We start from the raw sequence: 20,683 nt of genomic DNA on the forward strand, positions 1-20,683 counted from the left end.
GGAGGACCGCCTACCCCAGGGCGGAGCGGACCACCGCGGCCAGTTTCTCGGCCACGGCCGTCGCCTGCGCCTGCTCGGGCGCCTCCACCATGACCCTGACCTTGGGCTCGGTCCCGCTGGGCCGGATCAGCACCCGGCCGGTCTCGCCCAGCTCCGCCTCCGCGACGCGCACGGCGGACCACAGCTCCTCGGAGTCCTTCACCCGGGTTCTGTCCACGTCCGGGACGTTGATGAGCACCTGGGGCAGACGGGTCATCACCTTGGCCAGCTCGGCCAGCCCCTGCTGGCGGTGGGCCATCGCCGCCAGCAGGTGCAGGCCGGTCAGCACACCGTCGCCGGTCGTGGCATGGTCCAGCAGGATCACGTGCCCGGACTGCTCACCGCCCAGGCCGAACCCGCCGCGCTTCATCTCCTCCAGCACGTAGCGGTCGCCCACCGCGGTCTCCACCACGGCGATGCCCTCCCGCTCCATCGCCAGCTTCAGCCCCAGGTTGGACATGACCGTCACCACGAGGGTGTCCTCCGCGAGCTTCCCCGCGTCCTTGGCCTCGGTGGCCAGGATCGCGAGGATCTGGTCGCCGTCGACCACGACGCCCTCGGCGTCCACGGCCAGGCAGCGGTCGGCGTCGCCGTCGTTGGCGATGCCCGCGTCCGCGCCGTGCAGCCGGACGGCCTCCTGGAGCACGTCGAGGTGGGTGGAGCCGCAGCCCTCGTTGATGTTGTAACCGTCCGGCCGGTCCCCGATGGTGACGACCTCTGCGCCCGCCCGGCTCAGCGCCTCCGGGGCCACCGCTGTGGAGGCGCCGTTCGCGCAGTCCACCACGACCTTGAGGCCCTTGAGGCTGTGCGGGACCGACGCGAGCACGTGGGCGATGTAGCGCTCGGCGCCGTCGGCGGCCTCGCTGACCCGGCCGACCTGGTCGCCCACGGCGGGGGTCGAGGGCACGCCGAGCATGCCCTCGATCTCCTCCTCCAGGGCGTCCTCCAGCTTCTGGCCGCCCCCGGCGAAGAACTTGATGCCGTTGTCGGGGGCCGGGTTGTGGCTGGCCGAGAGCATCACGCCGAAGTCGGCGTCCAGCTCACCGGTGAGGAAGGCGACGGCCGGAGTGGGGAGGACCCCCACGCGGACCACGTCCACTCCGGTGCTCGCCAGACCGGCGACCACGGCCGCCTCCAGGAACTCACCGGAAGCGCGCGGGTCGCGGCCGACGACGGCCTTGGGCCGCCGCCCCGATCCGCTGTCGCGTGTCAGCACCCGTGCCGCCGCGATGGAGAGCTCCAGGGTCAGGGAGGCGGTCAGGTCCCGACCAGCGACACCGCGTACACCATCTGTTCCGAACAGCCGAGCCACAGGCGACCAGCCCCTTTCGCAAACGGCGCCGCGTCCGGCGCCGGTGAAGTACAGCGTGGCGGAAGCCACCGGAAAAACCAAAGACCCGCACGCCGCCCCCGAAGATGGGAACGGCGTACGGGCCGAAGCTCAGCCGAGCAGATGCCGGCGCATGAGCACTAGCGCTTGGAGAACTGGGGAGCCTTGCGCGCCTTCTTGAGACCGGCCTTCTTCCGCTCCACCTCACGGGAGTCACGGGTCAGGAAGCCGGCCTTCTTCAGGGTCGGGCGGTTGTTCTCCGGGTCCAGGGTCGCGAGCGCACGGGCGATGCCGTGGCGCAGCGCGCCGGCCTGGCCGCTGGTGCCGCCGCCGTCAAGACGCGCGAAGACGTCGTAGGCGCCGTCGAATCCGAGGGAGACGAACGGGTCCTTGATGGTCTGCTGGTGGACCTTGTCCGGGAAGTAGACCTCGAGCGGCTTGCCGTTGACCTTCCACTCGCCCGAACCGGGGGCGATGCGGACGCGGGCGACAGCCGACTTGCGGCGACCGGTGCCGGCGCTGGGGCCGGACGCGGTGGGGACGTAGGCGGCGACGGTCTCGTCGGACTCGCTGGTGTACTCGGAGGGGAACTCCTCCGGGTTGTCAGCGATCTCCTGCTCGACGTCTTCGATGCCGGTGGGCTCGACCACGGTTTTCCTCGTGCTCTCTGTGAAAGTCTGCGAACGCCTAGGCGGGCTGCTGGATCTTGGTGATGGCGAACGGAACCGGCTGCTGGGCCTGGTGCGGGTGCTCGGCGCCCGCGTACACCTTGAGCTTCTTGGCCATCTGACGGCCGAGGGAGCCCTTGGGCAGCATGCCCTTGACGGCCTTCTCGATGGCGCGCTCGGGGTTGTTCTCCAGCAGGTCGACGTACGCCACGGAGCGCAGACCACCGGGGTAGCCGGAGTGCCGGTAGGCCTTCTTCTGCTCCAGCTTCTTACCGGTCAGGGCGACCTTGTCGGCGTTCACGACGATCACGAAGTCGCCGGTGTCGATGTGGGGCGCGTAGTACGGCTTGTGCTTGCCCCGAAGGAGCGTGGCAACCTGGCTCGCCATACGCCCGAGCACGAGATCGGTAGCGTCGACAACGTGCCACTGACGCTGGACATCGCTTGGTTTGGGGCTGTATGTGCGCACGATCGTTTGCCTTCGCTTCTTCAGTCGGCTGCCCCATCCCGAAGGTGGGAAGGGGGACTCGTATACACACCCGCGGTTGCGGGGTGTTTGGCCGGGTGTCCCATGCCAATCACAGGACTCTCCGATGGTGAGTGCGCAGACGATGGTGCGTGGGTCGGCACCCGAATACGGGAGTTCGGGGCCCACGGCAACTCAACGCACAACGACGGAATACCCTACCTGGCCACCATAGCGCAGGTCAAAGCCAGCGAAAGGGCAGACCGGCAGGACCACGCTCGGCGGGAAAGCGCCGGCACGGGGTCACATCCGTGACCTCTCCGCCTTTTATTATGCCTCGTGCCGAGAGTACTTTGTCCTGTCCCCGTCCGCACGTTGGCTACGCTTGGCACCGAAAGGCCGGTCTCCGCCCGGAACGACGGGCGCCGACACGCCCCCAGGAGACGCCCGTCACGGACGCCGACACCACGGGAACCGGAACTGACGCCACAGAGCGGACCAGGCCGAGCGCCCGGTGGACCGCGGTCCAGTCCCATCCCCAGAGCCTTCGGAGACTCCCATCAGTACCCATCCGAACCAGCCGCAGTACGGACCCGACGGGCGACCCGTCGGACCGGAGGCCGGTGACGGCCAGGACCTGCTCGGGTCAGCGCCCCCCTATCCCGAGGGCCAGCATCCCACATCGGGGCCGCAGCAGCCGCACGGTGCGCCCGCGGGCGGTCGTCCTCCCCTTCCCCCGAACCACTTCCCGCCGCACGCCCAGCCCAGCGGCCCGCAGCCTCCCCCTCCGTACCCGCAGAGCGGTCCCCAGCAGGGGTTCCACGGCGGCCAGAACGGACCCGTGGGCCAGGGCGGCCCGAGCGGTCCCCCGCAGCAGCCGTACCCCGGCGGTCCCGTCGGCGCGCCGACGGGCGGCCAGCCCCCCATGCGCCCCGGCCAGCCTCCGTACGGGGCCCCCACCGGCGGGAACCTCCCTCCGCACGGCGCCCCGAGCGGTGGAAACCCGCCGCCCGCACCGGCGGACGGCAGACCCGGCGTGGGACATCTCACCCAGGGCGGGCCCCGTCCGGGGCAGACCCTTCCGCCGGGCGCCCTCCCCCACGGGCAGGGCGCGCCTCCCCTGCCCCCGCACGTCCAGGGACGCCCCGGGCCGCCCCCCGGGGCCCCGGTCCCCGGCGCCCCGGTCCCCGGTCGGCCGCAGCTTCCCCCCGGGCCGCAGGGCCCCCAGGGGCCGGTGCAGCCGCCGTACGGCGCACCCTCCGGCGGGAACCTCCCCCCGTACGGAGGCCCCGGCGCGGGCGGCCCGCTCCCCGCACCCGGCGGTCCCGGCGGTCCGGGCCTTCCCCCGGGCACCCTTCCGCCCGGCGGGCCGGCGGGACCCCAGCAGGCCTTCCAGGCGCCTCCTCGCGGCCCCGCACCCGAGGAGCCGGGGTCGGGTGACCCCGTGTTCCCCCCGGACGCCATGGGAGCCACTCAGAACATCCACGCGATCCCGGCCGCCCCCGGGAGCCGCGCCAACCGCCCCCTGTACCGGGACGAGGTCCCCGACGACGCGGGTGACGACACCGCGCAGTTCGACGTCCAGGGGATCAACGACTACGAGGACTACGACGACTACGCGGCCGGCGACGGCGGCTACGCGGACTCGCGGGCCAGGAAGCGCCGCGTCCTGATGATCGCCGGGTTCGCCGTTCTGCTGCTCGTCGCGGGCGGCGGGACGTTCCTCCTCGCCAGCGGCGGGGGAACCGACTCCGGCGGCGCGAGCGCCGCCACCGTCGCGAACGAGTCGGACGACCCGGGCGCGCTCGCACCGGAGGAGATCTTCCCCGAGAGCCTGGACGTCGACGGCGGCACGTTCACCCGCGTGGCCGTCGACGACGTCGAGGACTGCTCGGCGGGGGCGCACGGCGACTACGGCCAGGTCCTCGCCGACAACGAGTGCCGCCAGTTGGTCCGCGCCTCCTACCTCAGCGAGGACGAGGGGCACGCGGTGACCATCGGGGTCGCTGCGATGCCCACGGACGCGGAGGCGGCCACCGCCATGGAGGCCCAGGACCTCGTCGGCGCCCAGTGGTTCGCGGGTCTCGCGGGCGAGGAGGGCAGCCCCGCCGAGCGCCTCGGCCACGCGGGCGGCCACGGCAGCAGCGGCCAGTGGGGCCGGTACCTGCTCTTCGCCCTGGCCACCAACAGCGACGGTTCCGAGGAGGGGTCGGAGGAGAGCGACTCCGCCACCGAGCTGCGCGCCATCGGCGACGGCTTCCTGGAGGAGGCCTTCGGCACCCTCAGCGAGGACCGCGCCTGATCCGTCCTGAGCACGCGAAGGGGGCGCCCGGTCCGGGCGCCCCCTTCGCCGTGCGGGGCCGTCCACAGCCCGCGGGTCCTTCTTCCTCCGCGCGCCGCCCGGACCTACCGTGGAAAGCGGGGGGTCCCCGGGGTCACACCAGCCCGACCAGCCCCACCGCTCCCGACCCCGGCCGCCCGCACCCCGCACCCCGCACCCCGCACCCCGCACCCCGCACCCCGCACCCCGCACCCCGCACCCCGCACCCCGCACCCCGCCGGAGTGTCCCCCCGGCAGGTGTTCGGTTCGACGCGCGCAGTCCGTGCGATCCCTCGCCAGACGATGTGCGAGGTTCGACGCGGTCGTGCTTCACGAGCGCCGAGGCGTTCACGGGGTGGTCGCACCACGACGATCACCGGTTCCACCCCGCGATCGGCGGCCCTCCCGCCACCCGCGTACCCGACCTCCCGGGCCGGTAGACCTAGGCGGAGTGCCCCGGGCAGGGCAGCTCCCGGACCCGGCGGGTGGCCGTCGCCCGCGCGGCCAACTCCTCGTCCCCCGGGTAGCGCACCTCCTCCAGGCTCAGCCCCTGCGGGCCGACCACGTGCACCGAGGAGTCGCGCACGGCGGCGCCGAGCACCGTTCCCGGCCAGTCCGCGTCCCGGCGCCCGTCCCCCACCGCCAGGAGCGCCCCCACGAGGGCGCGCACCATGTTGTGGCAGAACGCGTCCGCCTGGATGGTGCCGCGCAGCAGGTGGGTGTCCACCCGCTCCCACTCCAGTCTCAGCAGTTCCCTGACGGTGGTGGCGCCCTCCCGCTTCTTGCAGAACGCGGCGAAGTCGTGCTCGCCCACCAGCCGCGCGGCGGCCTCGTTCATCAGCCCCTCGTCCAGCGGGCTCCTGTGCCACAGCACCGACCTGCGCAGCAGCGGGTCCACCCCGTAGGGCGCGTCGCTCACCTGGTACACGTAGCGCCGGTACAGCGGCGAGAAGCGCGCGTCGAACCCCGGCGGCGCCAACCGGACCCCGGTCACCCGCACGTCCTTGGGCAGGACCCCGGCGAGGCGGCGGAGCACCCGCTCCCCCTCGGCCTCCCAGGTGGCCGCCGGGATGTCGGCCTGCGCCACCTGCCCCCGGGAGTGGACCCCGGCGTCCGTGCGCCCCGCGCACGTCAGGGCCACGCGCGGCAGTCGGAGGACCCTCTCCAGGGCCGACTCCAGCTCGCCCTGGACAGTGCGGCGCGTGGGCTGTGTCGCCCACCCGGAGAAGTCCGTGCCGTCGTAGGAGATGTCCAGTCGGAGCCTCACCGTCGGCACCGCCCCGGACGCCTCCCCGGCTTCCACCGCCCCGGGCTCCTCCCCGGCCTCCAGAGCCCCGGACGCCTCTGCGGCGCCCGCCGCCACGGCCCCGGTGGCTGCGACCGCCCCGAAGCTCCCTGAGGCCCCAGGAGCCCCGCGGGCGCCATCGCCTCCCGGCGCCTCCCGCAACTCCGCCGCCGCGCCGCGCGGAGGCTCCTCCGCGGGCCCGGCCCCGGCCGTCGTGCCGTTCTCGTCCATCACACCCATCCGTTCATGCCACCGTCCGGAGGCGGCACGCCCCGCGTCCGCCCTCCGGGAAAAACACGAGTGCCCGACCCCCTGAGGGATCGGGCACTCGACGAGCGGTCGCACACACACAGGCAGTGCCCGCGCGCGCCATCCGCCCTACTTGCTCTCGGCGCTCTTCTCGGCGGCCTCGTCGGCCTCGGCGACCTCTTCGGTCTCCGTGGCCGCGGTCTCCTCGGCGGGGGCCTCGACGGGCTCCTCGACCGGGGCGGCAGCCGGAGCGGCGGGGGCGTTCAGCGCCTCGACCAGCTCGATGACCGCCATGGGGGCGTTGTCGCCCTTGCGCGGACCGATCTTGGTGATCCGGGTGTAGCCACCGGGACGGTTCTCGTAGCGCGGGCCGATCTCGGTGAACAGCTCGTGCACCACGGACTTGTCCGTGATCTTGGTGAGAACCTGGCGACGGGCGTGCAGGTCACCGCGCTTGCCGAGGGTGATCAGCTTCTCGGCGTACGGGCGCAGACGCTTGGCCTTGGCCTCGGTGGTGCGAATGCGGCCGTGCTGGAACAGCGAGGTCGCGAGGTTCGCCAGGATGTGCCGCTCGTGAGCGGGCCCGGAACCCAGACGGGCGCCCTTGGTAGGCGTGGGCATGGTGTCGTTCTCCTAGTGATGCGATCCGCGGCCGCACTCGGCCGGGGACCATGTGGGCGACGAAGGTCGGTTAGTACTGCTCCGTCTCGACGAAGGACTCGCCCTCGTCGTCGTCGGAGCTGTAGGAGTCGGCCGCCGTGCTGGGGTCGAATCCGGGCGGGGAGTCCTTCAGGGACAGGCCCATGTCGATGAGCTTCTGCTTGACCTCGTCGATGGACTTCGCACCGAAGTTGCGGATGTCCAACAGGTCCTGCTCGGAGCGGGCGACCAGCTCACCAACGCTGTGGATGCCCTCCCGCTTGAGGCAGTTGTACGACCGCACGGTGAGGTTGAGGTCCTCGATCGGCAGCGCCAGGTCCGCCGCGAGCGCGGCGTCCGTCGGCGACGGGCCCATGTCGATGCCCTCGGCGTCGACGTTGAGCTCCCGCGCCAGACCGAACAGCTCGACCAGGGTCTTGCCCGCGCTGGCGACCGCGTCACGGGGACGGATGGCCGGCTTGGTCTCGATGTCGACGATCAGGCGGTCGAAGTCGGTGCGCTGCTCGACACGGGTGGCCTCGACCTTGTAGGTCACACGCAGGACCGGCGAGTAGATGGAGTCGATCGGGATACGACCGATCTCCTGGCCGGCCTGCTTGTTCTGCGTCGCCGAGACGTAGCCGCGGCCGCGCTCGACCGTCAGCTCCATCTCCAGCTTGCCCTTGCCGTTGAGCGTGGCGATGTGCAACTCGGGGTTGTGCACCTCGACGCCGGCCGGCGGAGCGATGTCCGCCGCGGTGACGACGCCGGGGCCCTGCTTGCGCAGGTACATCAGCACGGGCTCGTCGTGCTCGGAGCTGACGACCAGGCCCTTGAGGTTGAGGATCATCTCCGTGACGTCCTCCTTGACACCGGGCACGGTGGTGAACTCGTGCTCGACGCCCTCGATGCGGATGCTGGTGACAGCCGCGCCGGGGATGGAGGACAGCAGGGTGCGCCGGAGCGAGTTACCGATGGTGTAGCCGAAACCCGGCTCCAGCGGCTCGATGACAAACCTCGAGCGCAGGTCCGAGATGACTTCCTCGGCGAGCGTGGGACGCTGTGCGATCAACATGGTCCGTGTTTTCCCTTCCACATGGCCGACCGCTATATGACGGCCACCGGATGGACGTTCCGCCGGAACGGCGGTGTCCACTACTCGGATTACTACCCAGCCCGCGCGGGCCCCAGCGGGGACCGCGCGGGATCAAGCACGACGCGGTGCCCTGGCGGCCGGAGCCGCGGGCACGCGCTGCCGATCAGACGCGGCGGCGCTTCGGCGGACGGCAGCCGTTGTGCGGAACCGGGGTGACGTCCTGGATGGAGCCCACCTCGAGGCCGGTCGCCTGGAGCGAACGGATGGCGGTCTCCCGGCCGGAGCCCGGGCCCTTCACGAAGACGTCCACCTTGCGGACGCCGTGCTCCTGCGCACGACGGGCAGCGGCCTCGGCGGCCATCTGCGCGGCGTACGGCGTCGACTTGCGCGAGCCCTTGAAGCCCACCTGTCCGGAGCTTGCCCACGCGATCACGGCACCGGTCGGGTCGGTGATGCTCACGATCGTGTTGTTGAACGTGCTCTTGATGTGAGCGTGTCCGTGGACAATGTTCTTCTTTTCCTTGCGGCGCACCTTGCGCGCAGCACCCTGACGGCCCTTAGGCGGCATTAGCGAAACTCCCAGAGATCATCGGTCCGTTGCTGTTCTCGGACGCGGTCGACAGTCCGAGCGGACTACTTCTTACCGGCCTTCTTCTTACCGGCCACGGTCTTCTTCTTGCCCTTGCGGGTACGCGCGTTGGTCTGCGTGCGCTGACCGCGGACGGGGAGCCCGCGACGGTGGCGGACGCCCTGGTAGCTACCGATCTCCATCTTGCGACGGATGTCGCCCTGCACCTCACGGCGCAGGTCGCCCTCGACCTGGTAGTTCGCACCGATCCACTCGCGCAGCTTGACCAGGTCCTCTTCGGACAGCTGGTGGACGCGCGTGTTGCCGTCGACGCCGGTCTGCTTCAGGGTTTCGAGCGCGCGGGTGCGGCCGATCCCGAAGATGTACGTGAGAGCGATCTCCACCCGCTTGTCGCGAGGGAGGTCAACGCCTTCAATACGTGCCATGTGGGCGAGACTCCATATCCATGCCCCGGAGGTCTGCCCCGTTCCACCCTCTCGTCGCCCAATCGACGAGGCCCCGGCCTCCGACCGGGGGTTATCCCCGGGCCACGTCGGCGCCGGGAATCGGAACAGGTTTTCGTTTTCACTGCACCCGGGAGGGAACACCTTCCCCGGCCGGGTTGTCGCGGTTCAGAAGCCGCGGCGAGCGACGGGGCTTGTCAGCCCTGGCGCTGCTTGTGCCGCGGGTCCGAGCAAATGACCATGATCCGACGGTTCCGTCGGATCACGCGGCACTTCGCGCAGATCTTCTTCACGCTCGGCTTGACCTTCATGGTGACTCCGAACTCATCACATCACTCATCCTGGGCCGTGCGGCCCACGACGGGCTACTTGTAGCGGTAAACGATGCGCCCGCGCGTGAGGTCGTACGGGCTCAGCTCCACGACCACACGGTCGTCGGGAAGAATACGGATGTAGTTCATCCGCATCTTGCCGCTGATGTGGGCGAGAACCTGGTGCCCGTTGTCGAGCTCTACCTTGAACATAGCGTTGGGTAGGGACTCGACAACGGAACCCTCGATCTCGATGGCGCCGTCTTTCTTTGCCATGTCCTCCACGCCTCGCTCATAGATTGGTTGATCAGGACAGTCCCGACGCTGACCCCAGTGGTCTCGCATGACGCGACGGCCCCGGCGACATCGGATGAACCGGATGTCGTCGACGCCAGGACACACTGGTAGTTCAGGCCAACTGCAAGAGCGTACGTCGGTGGGAAGACGTGGCACAAAGAAGGCAGACTGACCCAACAGCCCGCGTATGGGCAGTGACAGTCTATCGCCTTCGGGCAAGTGCTTCTGACCGGCGGGCAGAGAACCCTACACCGTCGCCCTCAGAGGGGGAACCGGCCTCGTCCCGCACCTCGGGACCGCGTCGGGAGTACTTTCGGCAACGCCCCCCGGGGCGGGTTTCTTCCCCGGAGCGGCCCGGGTGCCGCCGGCCCCGGTGGCCGGTACGCCTAGGGTGTGTGGTCCCCGTCCGGATGGCCGCGCTGCGAGGCCAGGACCCCGAAGGTCACCACACCCATCACGATGCCCCACGGCCCCAGCACCCACAGGAACCACGGGTAGTCGTAGTCGCTCGTGAGGAAGAGGATCAGCCAGATCACGAAGCACAGGATGTTGACCCCGGCGTACAGGATCCACGGCACCATCAGGGCCGGATCCCGCATGCTGATCGGAGGCGCGACCAGCGGCTCGTCCCGGAGCGGGGAGGCCCCGCGGAAGTCCGCCAGGTCGCGCTCGGGCAGGTCGCGGGTGACCGTGGCGAGCTCGTCCGCCGTACGGGACTTGTACACCCGCCCGAGCCGGTCGGTGAACTCCTCGTGGTCGAGCCGCCCCTGGGCGAAGTGCGCCTGGAGGAGCTGCGCGACACGGTCGCGTTCGGAGTCGGACGTTCGTATCGACGGCACCGGGTCGGACACTGCGCGCACCTCGCATCTTCACCCGTGAGTGGTCGCGACCCGCGCGCTGTGCGCGTGGGGCGGGGCCGCTACCAGGTTGGCTGAACGAACCCCATATGAGCCATTTTATCGCGGTTGGACTCCCGTGCGGTCAGGACCACGGGGCCCTCGGCGGTCACCGCGACCGTGTGCTCGAAGTGGGCCGCCCTCTTGCCGTCCTTCGTGACCACGGTCCAGCCGTCGTCCAGCTGGAGCACGTCGTGGTGCCCCAGGGTGGTCATCGGCTCGATCGCCAGGCACATGCCCTCGACGAGCCGCAGGCCGCGGCCCCGCTTGCCGTAGTTGAGCACGTGCGGGTCCATGTGCATCTCGGTGCCGATGCCGTGGCCGCCGTACTCCCGGACGTTGCCGTAGCCGCCGTTCTCGGAGATGTGGCCGCCGATCGCGAAGCCGATGTCGCCCAGGCGGTTGCCCGGCCGCATCTCCGCGATCCCCTGCCACATCGACTCCTCGCAGACCTCCATCATGCGGAGGTCCTCGGGCCGGCCCTCGCCCACGGCGACGGTGATCGCCGAGTCGCCGTGCCAGCCGTCCAGGATGGCCCCGCAGTCGATGGAGATGATGTCGCCCTCGGCCAGCACGCTCTCCGCGCTGGGGATGCCGTGGACGACCTCCTCGTTGACCGAGGCGCAGATGGAGCCCGGGAAGCCGTGGTAGCCCTTGAAGGAGGGCACCGCGCCGGCGTCCCGGATGACCTTCTCCGCCACGGAGTCGAGCTCCAGGGTGGACACTCCGGGCCGCACCGCGGCCCGGAGGGTGTCCAGGGCGCGGGCCACGACCTGGCCCGCCGCCCTCATCTTGGCGATCTGTTCCGGCGTCTTGATCTGCACGTCCGGCTCCGCCTTTCGAAACATCAGGAACTGGCCTTTCGGGCCTGCTCCTCGATGGCGGCCTTGGCCCGGGCCGTCACCGCGTCCACGGAGCCCGTGGCGGCGATGGTCGCCAGCAGCCCCTCGCGCTCGTAGAACTCCACCAGGGGCGCGGTCTGCTCGCGGTAGACCTTCAGGCGGTGCCTGATGGTCTCCTCGCGGTCGTCCTCGCGCTGGTACAGCGCGGCACCCTCGTGGTCGCACGCGCCCTCGGACTTCGGGGCGTCGTACTCGACGTGGTACACCCGGCCGCACTCGGGGCACGAACGGCGCCCCGAGAGCCGCTTGACGACCTCGTCCTCGTCCACCCTCAGCTCCAGGACGACGTCCAGGTGCGTCTTCAGGTCGGCCAGCATGCCCTTGAGCGTCTCGGCCTGCGGGACGTTGCGCGGGAAGCCGTCGAGCAGGAAGCCCACTGCGGCGTCGTCCTGCGCGAGCCGGTCCTTGACCATCGCGTTCGTGACCTCGTCGGGGACGAGGTCGCCACGGTCCATGTACTCCCTGGCCTTCTTGCCGAGCTCCGTGCCACCGCTGACGTTGGCCCGGAAGATGTCACCGGTGGACACCTTCGGGATCGACAGTTCCGACGCGAGGATCTGGGCCTGGGTGCCCTTGCCGGCCCCAGGCGGCCCCACCAATACTGCTCGCATTTATCGCAGAAAACCTTCGTAGTTCCTCTGCTGGAGGTGACTCTCGATCTGCTTCACCGTGTCCAGCCCGACACCGACCATGATCAGAATGCTCGTCCCGCCGAAGGGGAAATTCGCGTTGGCGCCGGTGGCACCGAGCGCGACCATCGGGAGAAGGGCGATCACACCCAGGTAGAGCGATCCGGGCGTCGTCAGCCTCGTCAGGACGTAGTCGAGGTACTCGGCGGTCGGACGCCCCGGTCGGATGCCCGGGATGAACCCACCGTACTTCTTCATGTTGTCGGCGACTTCAGTGGGGTTGAACGTAATCGCCACGTAGAAGAACGCGAACCCGATGATCATGACGAAGAACGTCGCCAGGTACACGGGGTGCGTGCCGGTGAGGAAGTAGGTCTGGATGAAGGTCACGACGGGGTTCGTGGAGTCCTGCCCCACCAGACCGACGACCAGCTGCGGGAGGTACAGCAGCGAGGAGGCGAAGATCACGGGGATGATGCCCGCCTGGTTGACCTTCAGCGGGATGTAGGTCGAGCTGCCGCCGTACATGCGGCGCCCCACCATGCGCTTGGCGTACTGCACCGGGATGCGGCGCTGCGCCTGCTCCATGAAGACGACCGCGGCGACGAGCACGAGGCCCGCGATGCAGATCAGGGTGAAGACCCAGATGGAGCGCTCCTCGAAGAGCCCCATGATGGAGGAGGGGAACATCGCGATGACCTGGGTGAAGATCAACAGCGACATACCGTTGCCGACGCCGCGCTCGGTGATCAGCTCACCGAACCACATGACGATGCCGGTACCGGCGGTCATCACGAACACGATCGTCACCAGGGTCAGGATGTCCTGGTTGGGCATGTAGGTACTGACCGGGATGGCCCCCTGGAACAGGGCGCCCGTCCTGGCCATCGCGACGATGCTGGTGGCCTGGAGGACCGCGAGCATCAGCGTGAGGTAGCGGGTGTATTGGGTGATCTTGCTCTGCCCCGACTGGCCCTCCTTCTTGAGGGCCTCCAGGCGGGGAATCACCACCGTCAGCAGGTTGATGATGATGCTCGCGGTGATGTAGGGCATGACTCCGAGCGCCAACACCGCCAGTTGCAACAGCGCGCCGCCGCTGAACAGGTTCACGAGCGCGTACACACCGCTCTGGTCGGCGGCTGTGACCGCCTCCATCTGGTCCCGGATCGCCGCGGAGTCGATACCCGGAGCGGGGATCACCGACCCCAGACGGAAGATCGTCAGGATGAACAGTGTGAACAGCAGCTTGTTACGCAGGTCGGGCGTGCGAAATGCACGGACGAACGCACCTAGCACGTCTCCTCCTGCGCGGCTTCGGCGGCGGAACGGGTTCCAGACATCGCGGCCGATCCTGAATCGTCGTAGAACGTCAGCAGCGGGCAGTCGCCCGTTGCTCGGAAGTATTCACAGTACGTCAAGCAGTGAGCTCAAACAGATGGCACTGTAACAGTGATCACGCGCCAGTTGCGGTCGGGAGTCATAACGATCACCCCTCACAACACATGGGGGCGCCCGCCAGCTGGTCTTTCACTGACCTGCCGGGCGGACGCCCCCAGTTGCGCATCTCGGGGAAGACCCCTACAGCTCGGTGACGGAGCCACCGGCAGCAGCGATCTTCTCCTTCGCGGCGCCGGAGAACGCGTTCGCGCTCACCTGCACGGCGACGGTGATCTCACCGGTGCCCAGAACCTTGACGAGCTGGTTCTTGCGAACCGCACCCTTGGCGACCAGGGCCTCGACGGTGACCTCGCCACCCTCGGGGAACAGCTCGCTCAGCTTGTCCAGGTTGACGACCTGGTAGGTCGTCTTGAACCGCGCGTTGCTGAAGCCCTTGAGCTTCGGCACCCGGCGGATGAGGGGCATCTGCCCGCCCTCGAAACCGGGACGGACGGTGTTACGAGCCTTCGTACCCTTGGTGCCCCGACCTGCGGTCTTACCCTTGGACGCCTCGCCACGGCCCTTGCGGGTCTTGGCCTTGTTGGAGCCCGGGGCGGGACGCAGGTGGTGCAGCTTGAGCAGCTCGTCGGGGTTGTAGTCGCTCATTCGGCAACCTCCTCGACAGAGACGAGGTGCGCGACGATCGTGATCTGCCCGCGAACCTCAGGGCGGTCCTCACGGACGGTGGACTTGCCGATCCGGCCGAGACCGAGCGACTGGAGAGCAGCGTGCTGCTTCTCCTTGCCGCCGATCTTGGAACGGGTCTGCGTGATCTTGAGCTTGGCCATGGTCAGGCTCCTGCCTTCGCCTCAGCACGAGCACGCAGCATGGCGGCCGGGGCGACGTCCTCGATCGGCAGGCCACGACGGGCGGCGATCTCCTCGGGCTGGTTGAGCCCCTTGAGAGCCGCCACGGTGGCGTGCACGATGTTGAGCGGGTTGGACGACCCGAGCGACTTGCTCAGGATGTCGTGGATGCCGGCGCACTCCAGCACGGCGCGCACGGGGCCGCCGGCGATGACGCCGGTACCCGGAGCGGCCGGACGGAGCAGGACGACGCCAGCGGCGTCCTCGCCCTGGACCCGGTGCACGATGGTGCCCTGGATGCGGGGGACGCGGAAGAAGTTCTTCTTCGCCTCCTCGACACCCTTGGCGATCGCGGCCGGAACTTCCTTGGCCTTGCCGTAACCGACACCGACCATCCCGTTGCCGTCACCGACGACGACGAGAGCGGTGAAGGAGAAGCGACGGCCGCCCTTGACGACCTTCGCGACCCGGTTGATGGTCACGACCTTCTCGATGTAGGAGACACCCTTGTCTGCGGCGCCGCCGCGGCGATCGTCACGGCGATCACGCCGCTCGCCACCGGCGCCGCGCCGCGGTGCTGCAGCCATCAGTGGTTCCTCTTCTCGTGATTGATCTTGCCCAGTACAGAGGTCATCGCTAGAACTCCAGCCCACCTTCGCGCGCCGCGTCGGCGAGCTTGGCGATACGGCCGGCGTACTGGTTTCCACCGCGGTCGAAAACGACGGCGGAGACCCCAGCGGCCTTGGCGCGCTCAGCGATGAGCTGACCGACCTTGGCGGACTTGTCGGACTTGGTGCCCTCGGCACCGCGCAGGTCGGCCTCGACGCTGGAGGCGGCGACCAGGGTGTGACCCCTGGTGTCGTCGATGACCTGCGCGACGATGTGCTTGGAGGAGCGGAACACGGCCAGGCGCGGACGCTCCGAGGTGCCCACGACCTTCTTGCGGACGCGGAACTGGCGGCGCGCACGGGAGGTGGCGCTCTTGGCGGTCCGCTTGCGGCCCACGGTGATACCCATGGCTACTTACCAGCCTTTCCGGCCTTGCGGCGGATGTGCTCGCCCTGGTACCGCACGCCCTTGGCCTTGTACGGGTCCGGCTTGCGCAGGCTGCGGATGTTCGCGGCGACCTGGCCCACCAGCTGCTTGTCGATGCCCTCCACGTGGAGGATCGTCGGCTTCTCGACGCGGAAGGTGATGCCCTGCGGGGGCTCGACCACGACGGGGTGGCTGTAGCCCAGCGAGAACTCCAGGTTGGAGCCGCGGGCCTGGACGCGGTAACCCACGCCGTGGATCTCCAGCGTCTTCGTGTAGCCCTTGGAGACACCCTCGGTGAGGTTCGCGACCAGTGCACGGGTCAGACCGTGCAGCGACCGGTTCTCCGGCTTGTCGTCGGGACGCGCAACCGTGACGACCCCGTCCTCGAAGGAAACGGTGATCGGCTCGGCGACGGTGTGCTTCAGTTCGCCCTTCGGCCCCTTGACAGTGACGTCTTGCCCGTTAATCGTGACTTCGACGCCCTTGGGGACCGAGAGCGGCAGTCGACCGATTCGCGACATGCTTCAGTCTCTCCCTCTACCAGACGTAGGCGAGGACTTCGCCGCCCACGCCGCGCTTCTTGGCCTGCTTGTCAGTCATCAGGCCACCGGACGTCGAAATGATCGCCACACCGAGGCCACCCAGCACCCGCGGGAGGTTCTCCTTCTTGGCGTACACCCGCAGACCGGGCTTGGAGACCCGGCGGATGCCCGCGATCGAACGCTCTCGGGTGGGGCCGTACTTCAGGTCCAGGACGAGGCTCTTGCCCACAGGGGCCTCCTCGGTCCGGTGGCCCTGAATGAAGCCCTCCTGCTGGAGGATCTCGGCGATGTGCGCCTTGATCTTGGAATACGGCATCGCCACGGTGTCGTGGTAAGCCGAATTCGCGTTACGCAGACGCGTGAGCATGTCTGCGATCGGGTCGGTCATCGTCATGGCCGACTGGCCCTTCCTCACCGCGGTTTCCGAGTGCGGGCTTTCCCAGAGCCTGCCCTCCCACGGGTCTCCCCGTGGAGGTGCACAAACGGACCTACGGCGTGGTCGTGGGCACCGCTGTCCCTCGCGGGACTGCCGTGCCCTGATGGTTGGATGTTGCTGGACCGATGACCGCGTCGGGCGGTCACGGACACTGTCGAGCCACCAAGGGGTGGCGGTTCGGGGGGCCGAACCCAGGGCGCTCCCCTCAGGGAGTGAGCGCCTGGTCGGCCCCGCCGGAAACTACCAGCTCGACTTGGTGATACCGGGCAGCTCGCCGCGGTGAGCCATCTCGCGGAAGCAGATACGGCAGAGGCCGAACTTCCGGTAGACGGCGCGCGGGCGACCGCACCGTGAGCATCGAGTATACGCGCGGACGCTGAACTTCGGCTTCCGCTGCGCCTTGGCGATCAGGGACTTCTTGGCCATGTGTGCTTACCCCTCAGGCTTCCTTGAACGGGAAACCGAGCCGCTTGAGCAGGCTGCGGCCCTGTTCGTCGGTCGTGGCCGTGGTGACAACCGTGATGTCCATCCCACGCTGCCGGTCGACCTTGTCCGGGTCCACCTCGTGGAACATGACCTGCTCGGTCAGCCCGAAGGTGTAGTTGCCGTTCCCGTCGAACTGCTTCGGGGAAAGGCCACGGAAGTCCCGGATACGGGGCAGAGCCAGCGAGAGCAGCCGGTCGAGGAACTCCCACATCCGGTCGCCGCGCAGCGTGACGCTGGCGCCGATCGGCTGACCCTCGCGCAGCTTGAACTGCGCGATGGAGTTCTTGGCCCGGTTGATCCGAGGCTTCTGGCCGGTGATCGCCGAGATGTCGGCGATCGCGCCCTGGATCAGCTTCGCGTCACGAGCCGCCTCGCCGACACCCATGTTGACCACGATCTTCGTGAGACCGGGGACCTGCATGATGTTGGCGATCTCGTGCTCTTCCTTCAGAGCAGCGACGATCTCGTTACGGTACTTCTCCTTGAGCCGCGGCATCGGAGGGGCCGTGATGTCGTTGGTAACCGTCATCAGATGTCCTTACCGGTGCGACGGGAGACGCGAACCTTGGTTCCGTCGTCCTCGAAGCGGTAGCCGACCCGAGAGGGCTTGCCGTCCTCCGCGAGCGCGATGTTGCTCACGTGGATCGGGGCCTCCTTCGTGACGACCTCGCCCTGCTGGCCGCCCGCCGGGTTCGCCTTCCTGTGCTTCTTGACCAGGTTGACGCCCTCGACGACGACACGGTCTTCCTTCGGCAGGGCCTTGACGACCTTGCCGGTGGCACCCTTGTCCTTGCCGGCGAGGACGATGACCTCGTCGCCAGTTTTGATCTTCATCGCTCAGAGCACCTCCGGCGCCAGCGAAATGATGCGCATGTACTTCTTGTCACGCAGCTCGCGGCCCACCGGGCCGAAGATGCGGGTGCCTCGCGGGTCCCCACCGTCCTTGATGAGCACGGCAGCGTTCTCATCGAAGCGGATGTAGGAGCCGTCGGGCCGGCGGCGCTCCTTGACGGTGCGCACGACAACGGCCTTGACGACGTCGCCCTTCTTGACTCCAGCGCCAGGCAGGGCGTCCTTCACCGTGGCGACGATCGTGTCGCCGATCCCGGCGTAGCGCCGACCAGAGCCACCGAGAACACGGATGGTGAGGATCTCCTTGGCACCCGTGTTGTCGGCGACCTTGAGTCGCGACTCCTGCTGAATCACGTCTGCTCCTGATGTGATGCGTGCGGTCCACTGCCGCACGGCTAGGTGGTCTCACCCCTCGCGCTGGCGGCCGACAACGTGTGTCGGCCGCCGAACGCAGGCTGGGGTTACTTAGCCTTCTCCAGGATCTCCACGACGCGCCAACGCTTCGTCGCGGAGAGCGGCCGGGTCTCCATCACTCGGACCCGGTCGCCGACGCCACAGGAGTTCGCCTCGTCGTGCGCCTTGTACTTGGTCGTCCGACGGATGACCTTGCCGTACATGGCGTGCTTGATGCGGTCCTCGACCTCGACAACGACGGTCTTGTCCATCTTGTCGCTGACGACGTAGCCCTCGCGCACCTTGCGGTAGTTACGAGTCGCGGTCTGGTTCTCACTCATTCGGCTGCTTCCTTCGTCTCCTCAGCCGACTCACCAGACAGCGGGGCGATGCCCAGCTCGTGCTCACGCATGACCGTGTAGATCCGCGCGATCTCGCGCTTGACGGTACGCAGACGGCTGTGGTTGTCGAGCTGGCCGGTGGCGGCCTGGAAGCGGAGGTTGAAGAGCTCTTCCTTGGCTTCCTTGAGCTTGGCGACCAGGTCCTCGACGGACTGGTCCCGGAGCTCATGGGCAGTCACGGACTTCGCCATCACTCCCCCTCCCGCTTAACAAACTTGCACTTCATCGGGAGCTTGTGCATGGCACGGCGCATCGCCTCCTTGGCGATGTCCTCGGGCACGCCCGACAGCTCGAACATCACGCGACCGGGCTTGACCGGCGCGACCCACCACTCGGGTGAACCCTTACCGGAGCCCATGCGGACCTCGGCGGGCTTCTTCGTCAGCGGGCGGTCCGGGAAGATGTTGATCCACACCTTGCCGCCACGCTTGATGTGACGCGTCATAGCGATACGAGCGGACTCGATCTGACGGTTGGTGACGTACGCCGACTCCAGAGCCTGGATGCCGAACTCGCCGAAACTGACCGTCGTTCCGCCCTTGGCCTTACCGCGCAGATCCGGGTGGTGCTGCTTGCGGTACTTGACCTTACGAGGAATAAGCACTGGTCAGCTCCCCTCGGGCTTTGCGGACTCGGCCGGAGCCTTGGCCTCGGCACCCTGCGGCTGACCGCCGCCGGCACCGCCACGACGACGACGCTGCGGACGCTCGCGGCGCTGACCGCCGCCACCGCCGCCACCGCCGCCGGCGGAACGCTGGGCGGCCTGGGCCGCCTCGCGCTCGGCGCGGGTCACGGGAGCGTCACCCTTGTAGATCCACACCTTGACGCCGATGCGGCCGAACGTCGTACGGGCCTCGAAGAAGCCGTAGTCGATGTCCGCACGCAGCGTGTGCAGCGGGACCCGGCCCTCGCGGTAGAACTCCGAGCGGGACATCTCGGCCCCACCCAGGCGTCCACCGCACTGGATACGGATGCCCTTGGCACCGCTCTTCATCGCGCTCTGCATCGCCTTGCGCATCGCGCGGCGGAACGCCACACGGCTGCTCAGCTGCTCGGCGACGCCCTGGGCGACGAGCTGCGCGTCGACCTCGGGGTTCTTGACCTCGAAGACGTTGAGCTGAACCTGCTTGGCGGTCAGCTTCTCCAGGTCGGTCCGGATTCGATCGGCCTCGACGCCGCGGCGGCCGATGACGATGCCCGGCCGGGCGGTGTAGACGTCCACGCGGACACGGTCACGGGTGCGCTCGATCTCGACCTTGGAGATGCCCGCGCGCTCCATGCCACGGGTCAGCATCCGACGGATCGCAACGTCTTCCTTGACGTAGTCCTTGTAGGACTTGTCGGCGTACCAGCGGCTCTTGAAGTCCGTGGTGATGCCGAGGCGGAACCCGTGCGGGTTTACCTTCTGCCCCACTATCGGGTCCTTTCCTTCGTCTTGGACGAGGCGCCCGAGCGCTCAGCGACGACCACGGTGATGTGGCTCGTACGCTTCGTCACCCGGAAGGCGCGGCCGAAGCCTCGCGGTCGAATGCGCTTCAGGGTCGGACCCTCGTCCACCCATGCGCCCTCGACCACCAGCGTCTCGCGGTCCAGCTTGTCGTTGTGCTCAGCGTTGGCGATGGCACTAGCCAGCACCTTGCCAACAGGCTCGCTCGCCGACTGGGGCGCGAACCGGAGCACCGCCTGTGCCTCGTCAGCGGGCAACCCGCGAATAAGGTCCACCACCCGGCGGGCCTTCCGGGGCGTAACACGGACGAACCGTGCCTGTGCCCTCGTTCCCATCGCTTTTCCCTCGCTCACGGAAATTCATCTCCACTCACCGTGGAGAAATGGTTCGTTCTCCTGCTGCAACCGCTAACGGCGGCTACGGCGGTCTTCCTTGACGTGGCTACGGAAAGTACGCGTGGGAGCGAACTCACCGAGCTTGTGGCCGACCATCGACTCGGACACGAACACGGGGACGTGCTTGCGGCCATCGTGGACGGCGATCGTGTGACCGATCATCTCCGGGACGATCATGGACCGCCGGGACCACGTCTTGATGACGTTCTTGGTCCCCTTCTCGTTCTGAACTTCCACCTTCTTGATGAGGTGGTCGTCGACGAAGGGACCCTTCTTAAGGCTACGTGGCATCAG

At 68.6% G+C, this 20,683-nt stretch carries 31 protein-coding genes; 1 reads left to right on the top strand and 30 read right to left on the bottom strand.

Going from position 1 to position 20,683, the window contains the following annotated elements; translation table 11 throughout:
- Positions 1-10 precede the first annotated feature (10 nt).
- From glmM to rplM, 3 genes are all read right to left on the bottom strand, one after another.
- On the bottom strand, positions 11-1,351 hold the full coding sequence (gene glmM, locus Q8791_RS02255) for a phosphoglucosamine mutase (protein ID WP_330089873.1): 1,341 nt from the start codon (positions 1,349-1,351) through the stop codon (positions 11-13).
- A gap of 158 nt (positions 1,352-1,509) precedes the next feature.
- Positions 1,510-2,019: a 30S ribosomal protein S9 gene (gene rpsI, locus Q8791_RS02260; RefSeq protein WP_330089874.1), complete on the bottom strand. Its 510-nt coding sequence runs from the start codon at positions 2,017-2,019 to the stop codon at positions 1,510-1,512.
- A 37-nt stretch (positions 2,020-2,056) separates the two neighbouring features.
- The gene (gene rplM / locus Q8791_RS02265) at positions 2,057-2,506 is read right to left on the bottom strand and encodes a 50S ribosomal protein L13 (protein ID WP_330089875.1); all 450 of its coding nucleotides are present in this window, start codon (positions 2,504-2,506) and stop codon (positions 2,057-2,059) included.
- Between the two features lie 1,459 nt (positions 2,507-3,965).
- Between rplM and Q8791_RS02270 the strand changes: the two genes are divergently transcribed.
- On the top strand, positions 3,966-4,805 hold the full coding sequence (locus tag Q8791_RS02270) for a flagellar basal body-associated FliL family protein (RefSeq protein ID WP_330089876.1): 840 nt from the start codon (positions 3,966-3,968) through the stop codon (positions 4,803-4,805).
- Positions 4,806-5,265: 460 nt separating this feature from the next.
- Here the strand turns inward: Q8791_RS02270 and truA are convergent, their stop codons facing one another.
- The 27 genes from truA to rpsS form a co-directional block, all read right to left on the bottom strand.
- The gene (truA, locus tag Q8791_RS02275) at positions 5,266-6,126 is read right to left on the bottom strand and encodes a tRNA pseudouridine(38-40) synthase TruA (RefSeq protein ID WP_330090133.1); all 861 of its coding nucleotides are present in this window, start codon (positions 6,124-6,126) and stop codon (positions 5,266-5,268) included.
- A 360-nt stretch (positions 6,127-6,486) separates the two neighbouring features.
- A complete protein-coding gene (gene rplQ, locus Q8791_RS02280) occupies positions 6,487-6,978 on the bottom strand; it encodes a 50S ribosomal protein L17 (protein WP_330089877.1) in 492 nt (163 codons plus the stop codon).
- Positions 6,979-7,048: 70 nt separating this feature from the next.
- Complete coding sequence (locus Q8791_RS02285; RefSeq protein ID WP_267946670.1) at positions 7,049-8,071, bottom strand: DNA-directed RNA polymerase subunit alpha; 1,023 nt, start codon at positions 8,069-8,071, stop codon at positions 7,049-7,051.
- 184 nt (positions 8,072-8,255) lie between these two features.
- Positions 8,256-8,660 carry a 30S ribosomal protein S11 gene (gene rpsK, locus Q8791_RS02290; protein WP_053616319.1) on the bottom strand — a complete coding sequence of 135 codons (405 nt, stop codon included), beginning with the start codon at positions 8,658-8,660 and terminating at the stop codon, positions 8,256-8,258.
- Between the two features lie 65 nt (positions 8,661-8,725).
- Positions 8,726-9,106 carry a 30S ribosomal protein S13 gene (gene rpsM, locus Q8791_RS02295; RefSeq protein ID WP_267946671.1) on the bottom strand — a complete coding sequence of 127 codons (381 nt, stop codon included), beginning with the start codon at positions 9,104-9,106 and terminating at the stop codon, positions 8,726-8,728.
- A 215-nt stretch (positions 9,107-9,321) separates the two neighbouring features.
- Positions 9,322-9,435 (bottom strand): 50S ribosomal protein L36, encoded by a 114-nt coding sequence (rpmJ, locus tag Q8791_RS02300; protein ID WP_082206327.1) that lies wholly within the window; start codon positions 9,433-9,435, stop codon positions 9,322-9,324.
- Between the two features lie 54 nt (positions 9,436-9,489).
- Entirely contained in the window at positions 9,490-9,711 is a 222-nt protein-coding gene (infA, locus tag Q8791_RS02305; protein ID WP_013156135.1) for a translation initiation factor IF-1, read from the bottom strand.
- Positions 9,712-10,118: 407 nt separating this feature from the next.
- Positions 10,119-10,583 carry a DUF1707 domain-containing protein gene (locus Q8791_RS02310; RefSeq protein ID WP_330089878.1) on the bottom strand — a complete coding sequence of 155 codons (465 nt, stop codon included), beginning with the start codon at positions 10,581-10,583 and terminating at the stop codon, positions 10,119-10,121.
- A gap of 68 nt (positions 10,584-10,651) precedes the next feature.
- The gene (gene map / locus Q8791_RS02315) at positions 10,652-11,476 is read right to left on the bottom strand and encodes a type I methionyl aminopeptidase (protein WP_330089879.1); all 825 of its coding nucleotides are present in this window, start codon (positions 11,474-11,476) and stop codon (positions 10,652-10,654) included.
- Positions 11,476-12,141: an adenylate kinase gene (locus Q8791_RS02320; RefSeq protein WP_330089880.1), complete on the bottom strand. Its 666-nt coding sequence runs from the start codon at positions 12,139-12,141 to the stop codon at positions 11,476-11,478. Before Q8791_RS02320 ends, map begins: the two co-directional genes overlap by 1 nt.
- Entirely contained in the window at positions 12,142-13,455 is a 1,314-nt protein-coding gene (gene secY, locus Q8791_RS02325; RefSeq protein WP_330089881.1) for a preprotein translocase subunit SecY, read from the bottom strand. It lies immediately after the preceding gene.
- A gap of 282 nt (positions 13,456-13,737) precedes the next feature.
- A complete protein-coding gene (rplO, locus tag Q8791_RS02330; RefSeq protein WP_330089882.1) occupies positions 13,738-14,202 on the bottom strand; it encodes a 50S ribosomal protein L15 in 465 nt (154 codons plus the stop codon).
- Positions 14,199-14,384 carry a 50S ribosomal protein L30 gene (gene rpmD / locus Q8791_RS02335; protein ID WP_073700506.1) on the bottom strand — a complete coding sequence of 62 codons (186 nt, stop codon included), beginning with the start codon at positions 14,382-14,384 and terminating at the stop codon, positions 14,199-14,201. Before rpmD ends, rplO begins: the two co-directional genes overlap by 4 nt.
- Positions 14,385-14,386: 2 nt before the next feature.
- Positions 14,387-14,989, bottom strand: coding sequence for a 30S ribosomal protein S5 (gene rpsE, locus Q8791_RS02340; RefSeq protein ID WP_267946677.1), 603 nt, complete (start codon positions 14,987-14,989; stop codon positions 14,387-14,389).
- A gap of 49 nt (positions 14,990-15,038) precedes the next feature.
- A complete protein-coding gene (gene rplR, locus Q8791_RS02345; protein WP_330089883.1) occupies positions 15,039-15,419 on the bottom strand; it encodes a 50S ribosomal protein L18 in 381 nt (126 codons plus the stop codon).
- A gap of 2 nt (positions 15,420-15,421) precedes the next feature.
- Entirely contained in the window at positions 15,422-15,958 is a 537-nt protein-coding gene (gene rplF / locus Q8791_RS02350) for a 50S ribosomal protein L6 (RefSeq protein ID WP_267946679.1), read from the bottom strand.
- 16 nt (positions 15,959-15,974) lie between these two features.
- Positions 15,975-16,373, bottom strand: coding sequence for a 30S ribosomal protein S8 (rpsH, locus tag Q8791_RS02355; RefSeq protein WP_267946680.1), 399 nt, complete (start codon positions 16,371-16,373; stop codon positions 15,975-15,977).
- A gap of 282 nt (positions 16,374-16,655) precedes the next feature.
- On the bottom strand, positions 16,656-16,841 hold the full coding sequence (locus Q8791_RS02360; RefSeq protein WP_267946681.1) for a type Z 30S ribosomal protein S14: 186 nt from the start codon (positions 16,839-16,841) through the stop codon (positions 16,656-16,658).
- A gap of 13 nt (positions 16,842-16,854) precedes the next feature.
- Positions 16,855-17,430 (bottom strand): 50S ribosomal protein L5, encoded by a 576-nt coding sequence (gene rplE, locus Q8791_RS02365; RefSeq protein WP_330089884.1) that lies wholly within the window; start codon positions 17,428-17,430, stop codon positions 16,855-16,857.
- Positions 17,430-17,735 carry a 50S ribosomal protein L24 gene (rplX, locus tag Q8791_RS02370; protein WP_267946683.1) on the bottom strand — a complete coding sequence of 102 codons (306 nt, stop codon included), beginning with the start codon at positions 17,733-17,735 and terminating at the stop codon, positions 17,430-17,432. The genes rplE and rplX overlap by 1 nt, the downstream gene beginning before the upstream one ends.
- Before the next feature lie 3 nt (positions 17,736-17,738).
- Entirely contained in the window at positions 17,739-18,107 is a 369-nt protein-coding gene (gene rplN / locus Q8791_RS02375) for a 50S ribosomal protein L14 (RefSeq protein ID WP_013156121.1), read from the bottom strand.
- Between the two features lie 107 nt (positions 18,108-18,214).
- Positions 18,215-18,487, bottom strand: a complete 273-nt coding sequence (gene rpsQ / locus Q8791_RS02380; RefSeq protein WP_267946684.1) for a 30S ribosomal protein S17 — start codon at positions 18,485-18,487, stop codon at positions 18,215-18,217.
- Positions 18,484-18,738 carry a 50S ribosomal protein L29 gene (rpmC, locus tag Q8791_RS02385; protein ID WP_267946685.1) on the bottom strand — a complete coding sequence of 85 codons (255 nt, stop codon included), beginning with the start codon at positions 18,736-18,738 and terminating at the stop codon, positions 18,484-18,486. Before rpmC ends, rpsQ begins: the two co-directional genes overlap by 4 nt.
- Positions 18,738-19,151 carry a 50S ribosomal protein L16 gene (gene rplP / locus Q8791_RS02390; RefSeq protein WP_330089885.1) on the bottom strand — a complete coding sequence of 138 codons (414 nt, stop codon included), beginning with the start codon at positions 19,149-19,151 and terminating at the stop codon, positions 18,738-18,740. The genes rpmC and rplP overlap by 1 nt, the downstream gene beginning before the upstream one ends.
- A 3-nt stretch (positions 19,152-19,154) precedes the next feature.
- Positions 19,155-19,961 (bottom strand): 30S ribosomal protein S3, encoded by an 807-nt coding sequence (gene rpsC / locus Q8791_RS02395; RefSeq protein ID WP_330089886.1) that lies wholly within the window; start codon positions 19,959-19,961, stop codon positions 19,155-19,157.
- Positions 19,961-20,329, bottom strand: a complete 369-nt coding sequence (gene rplV / locus Q8791_RS02400) for a 50S ribosomal protein L22 (protein ID WP_267950527.1) — start codon at positions 20,327-20,329, stop codon at positions 19,961-19,963. The genes rpsC and rplV overlap by 1 nt, the downstream gene beginning before the upstream one ends.
- A 72-nt stretch (positions 20,330-20,401) precedes the next feature.
- Complete coding sequence (rpsS, locus tag Q8791_RS02405) at positions 20,402-20,680, bottom strand: 30S ribosomal protein S19 (protein ID WP_053616300.1); 279 nt, start codon at positions 20,678-20,680, stop codon at positions 20,402-20,404.
- Between the last annotated feature and the right edge of the window lie 3 nt (positions 20,681-20,683).

The organism is Nocardiopsis codii, from assembly GCF_036327455.1.
Classification (GTDB): Bacteria; Actinomycetota; Actinomycetes; order Streptosporangiales; family Streptosporangiaceae; genus Nocardiopsis; species Nocardiopsis codii.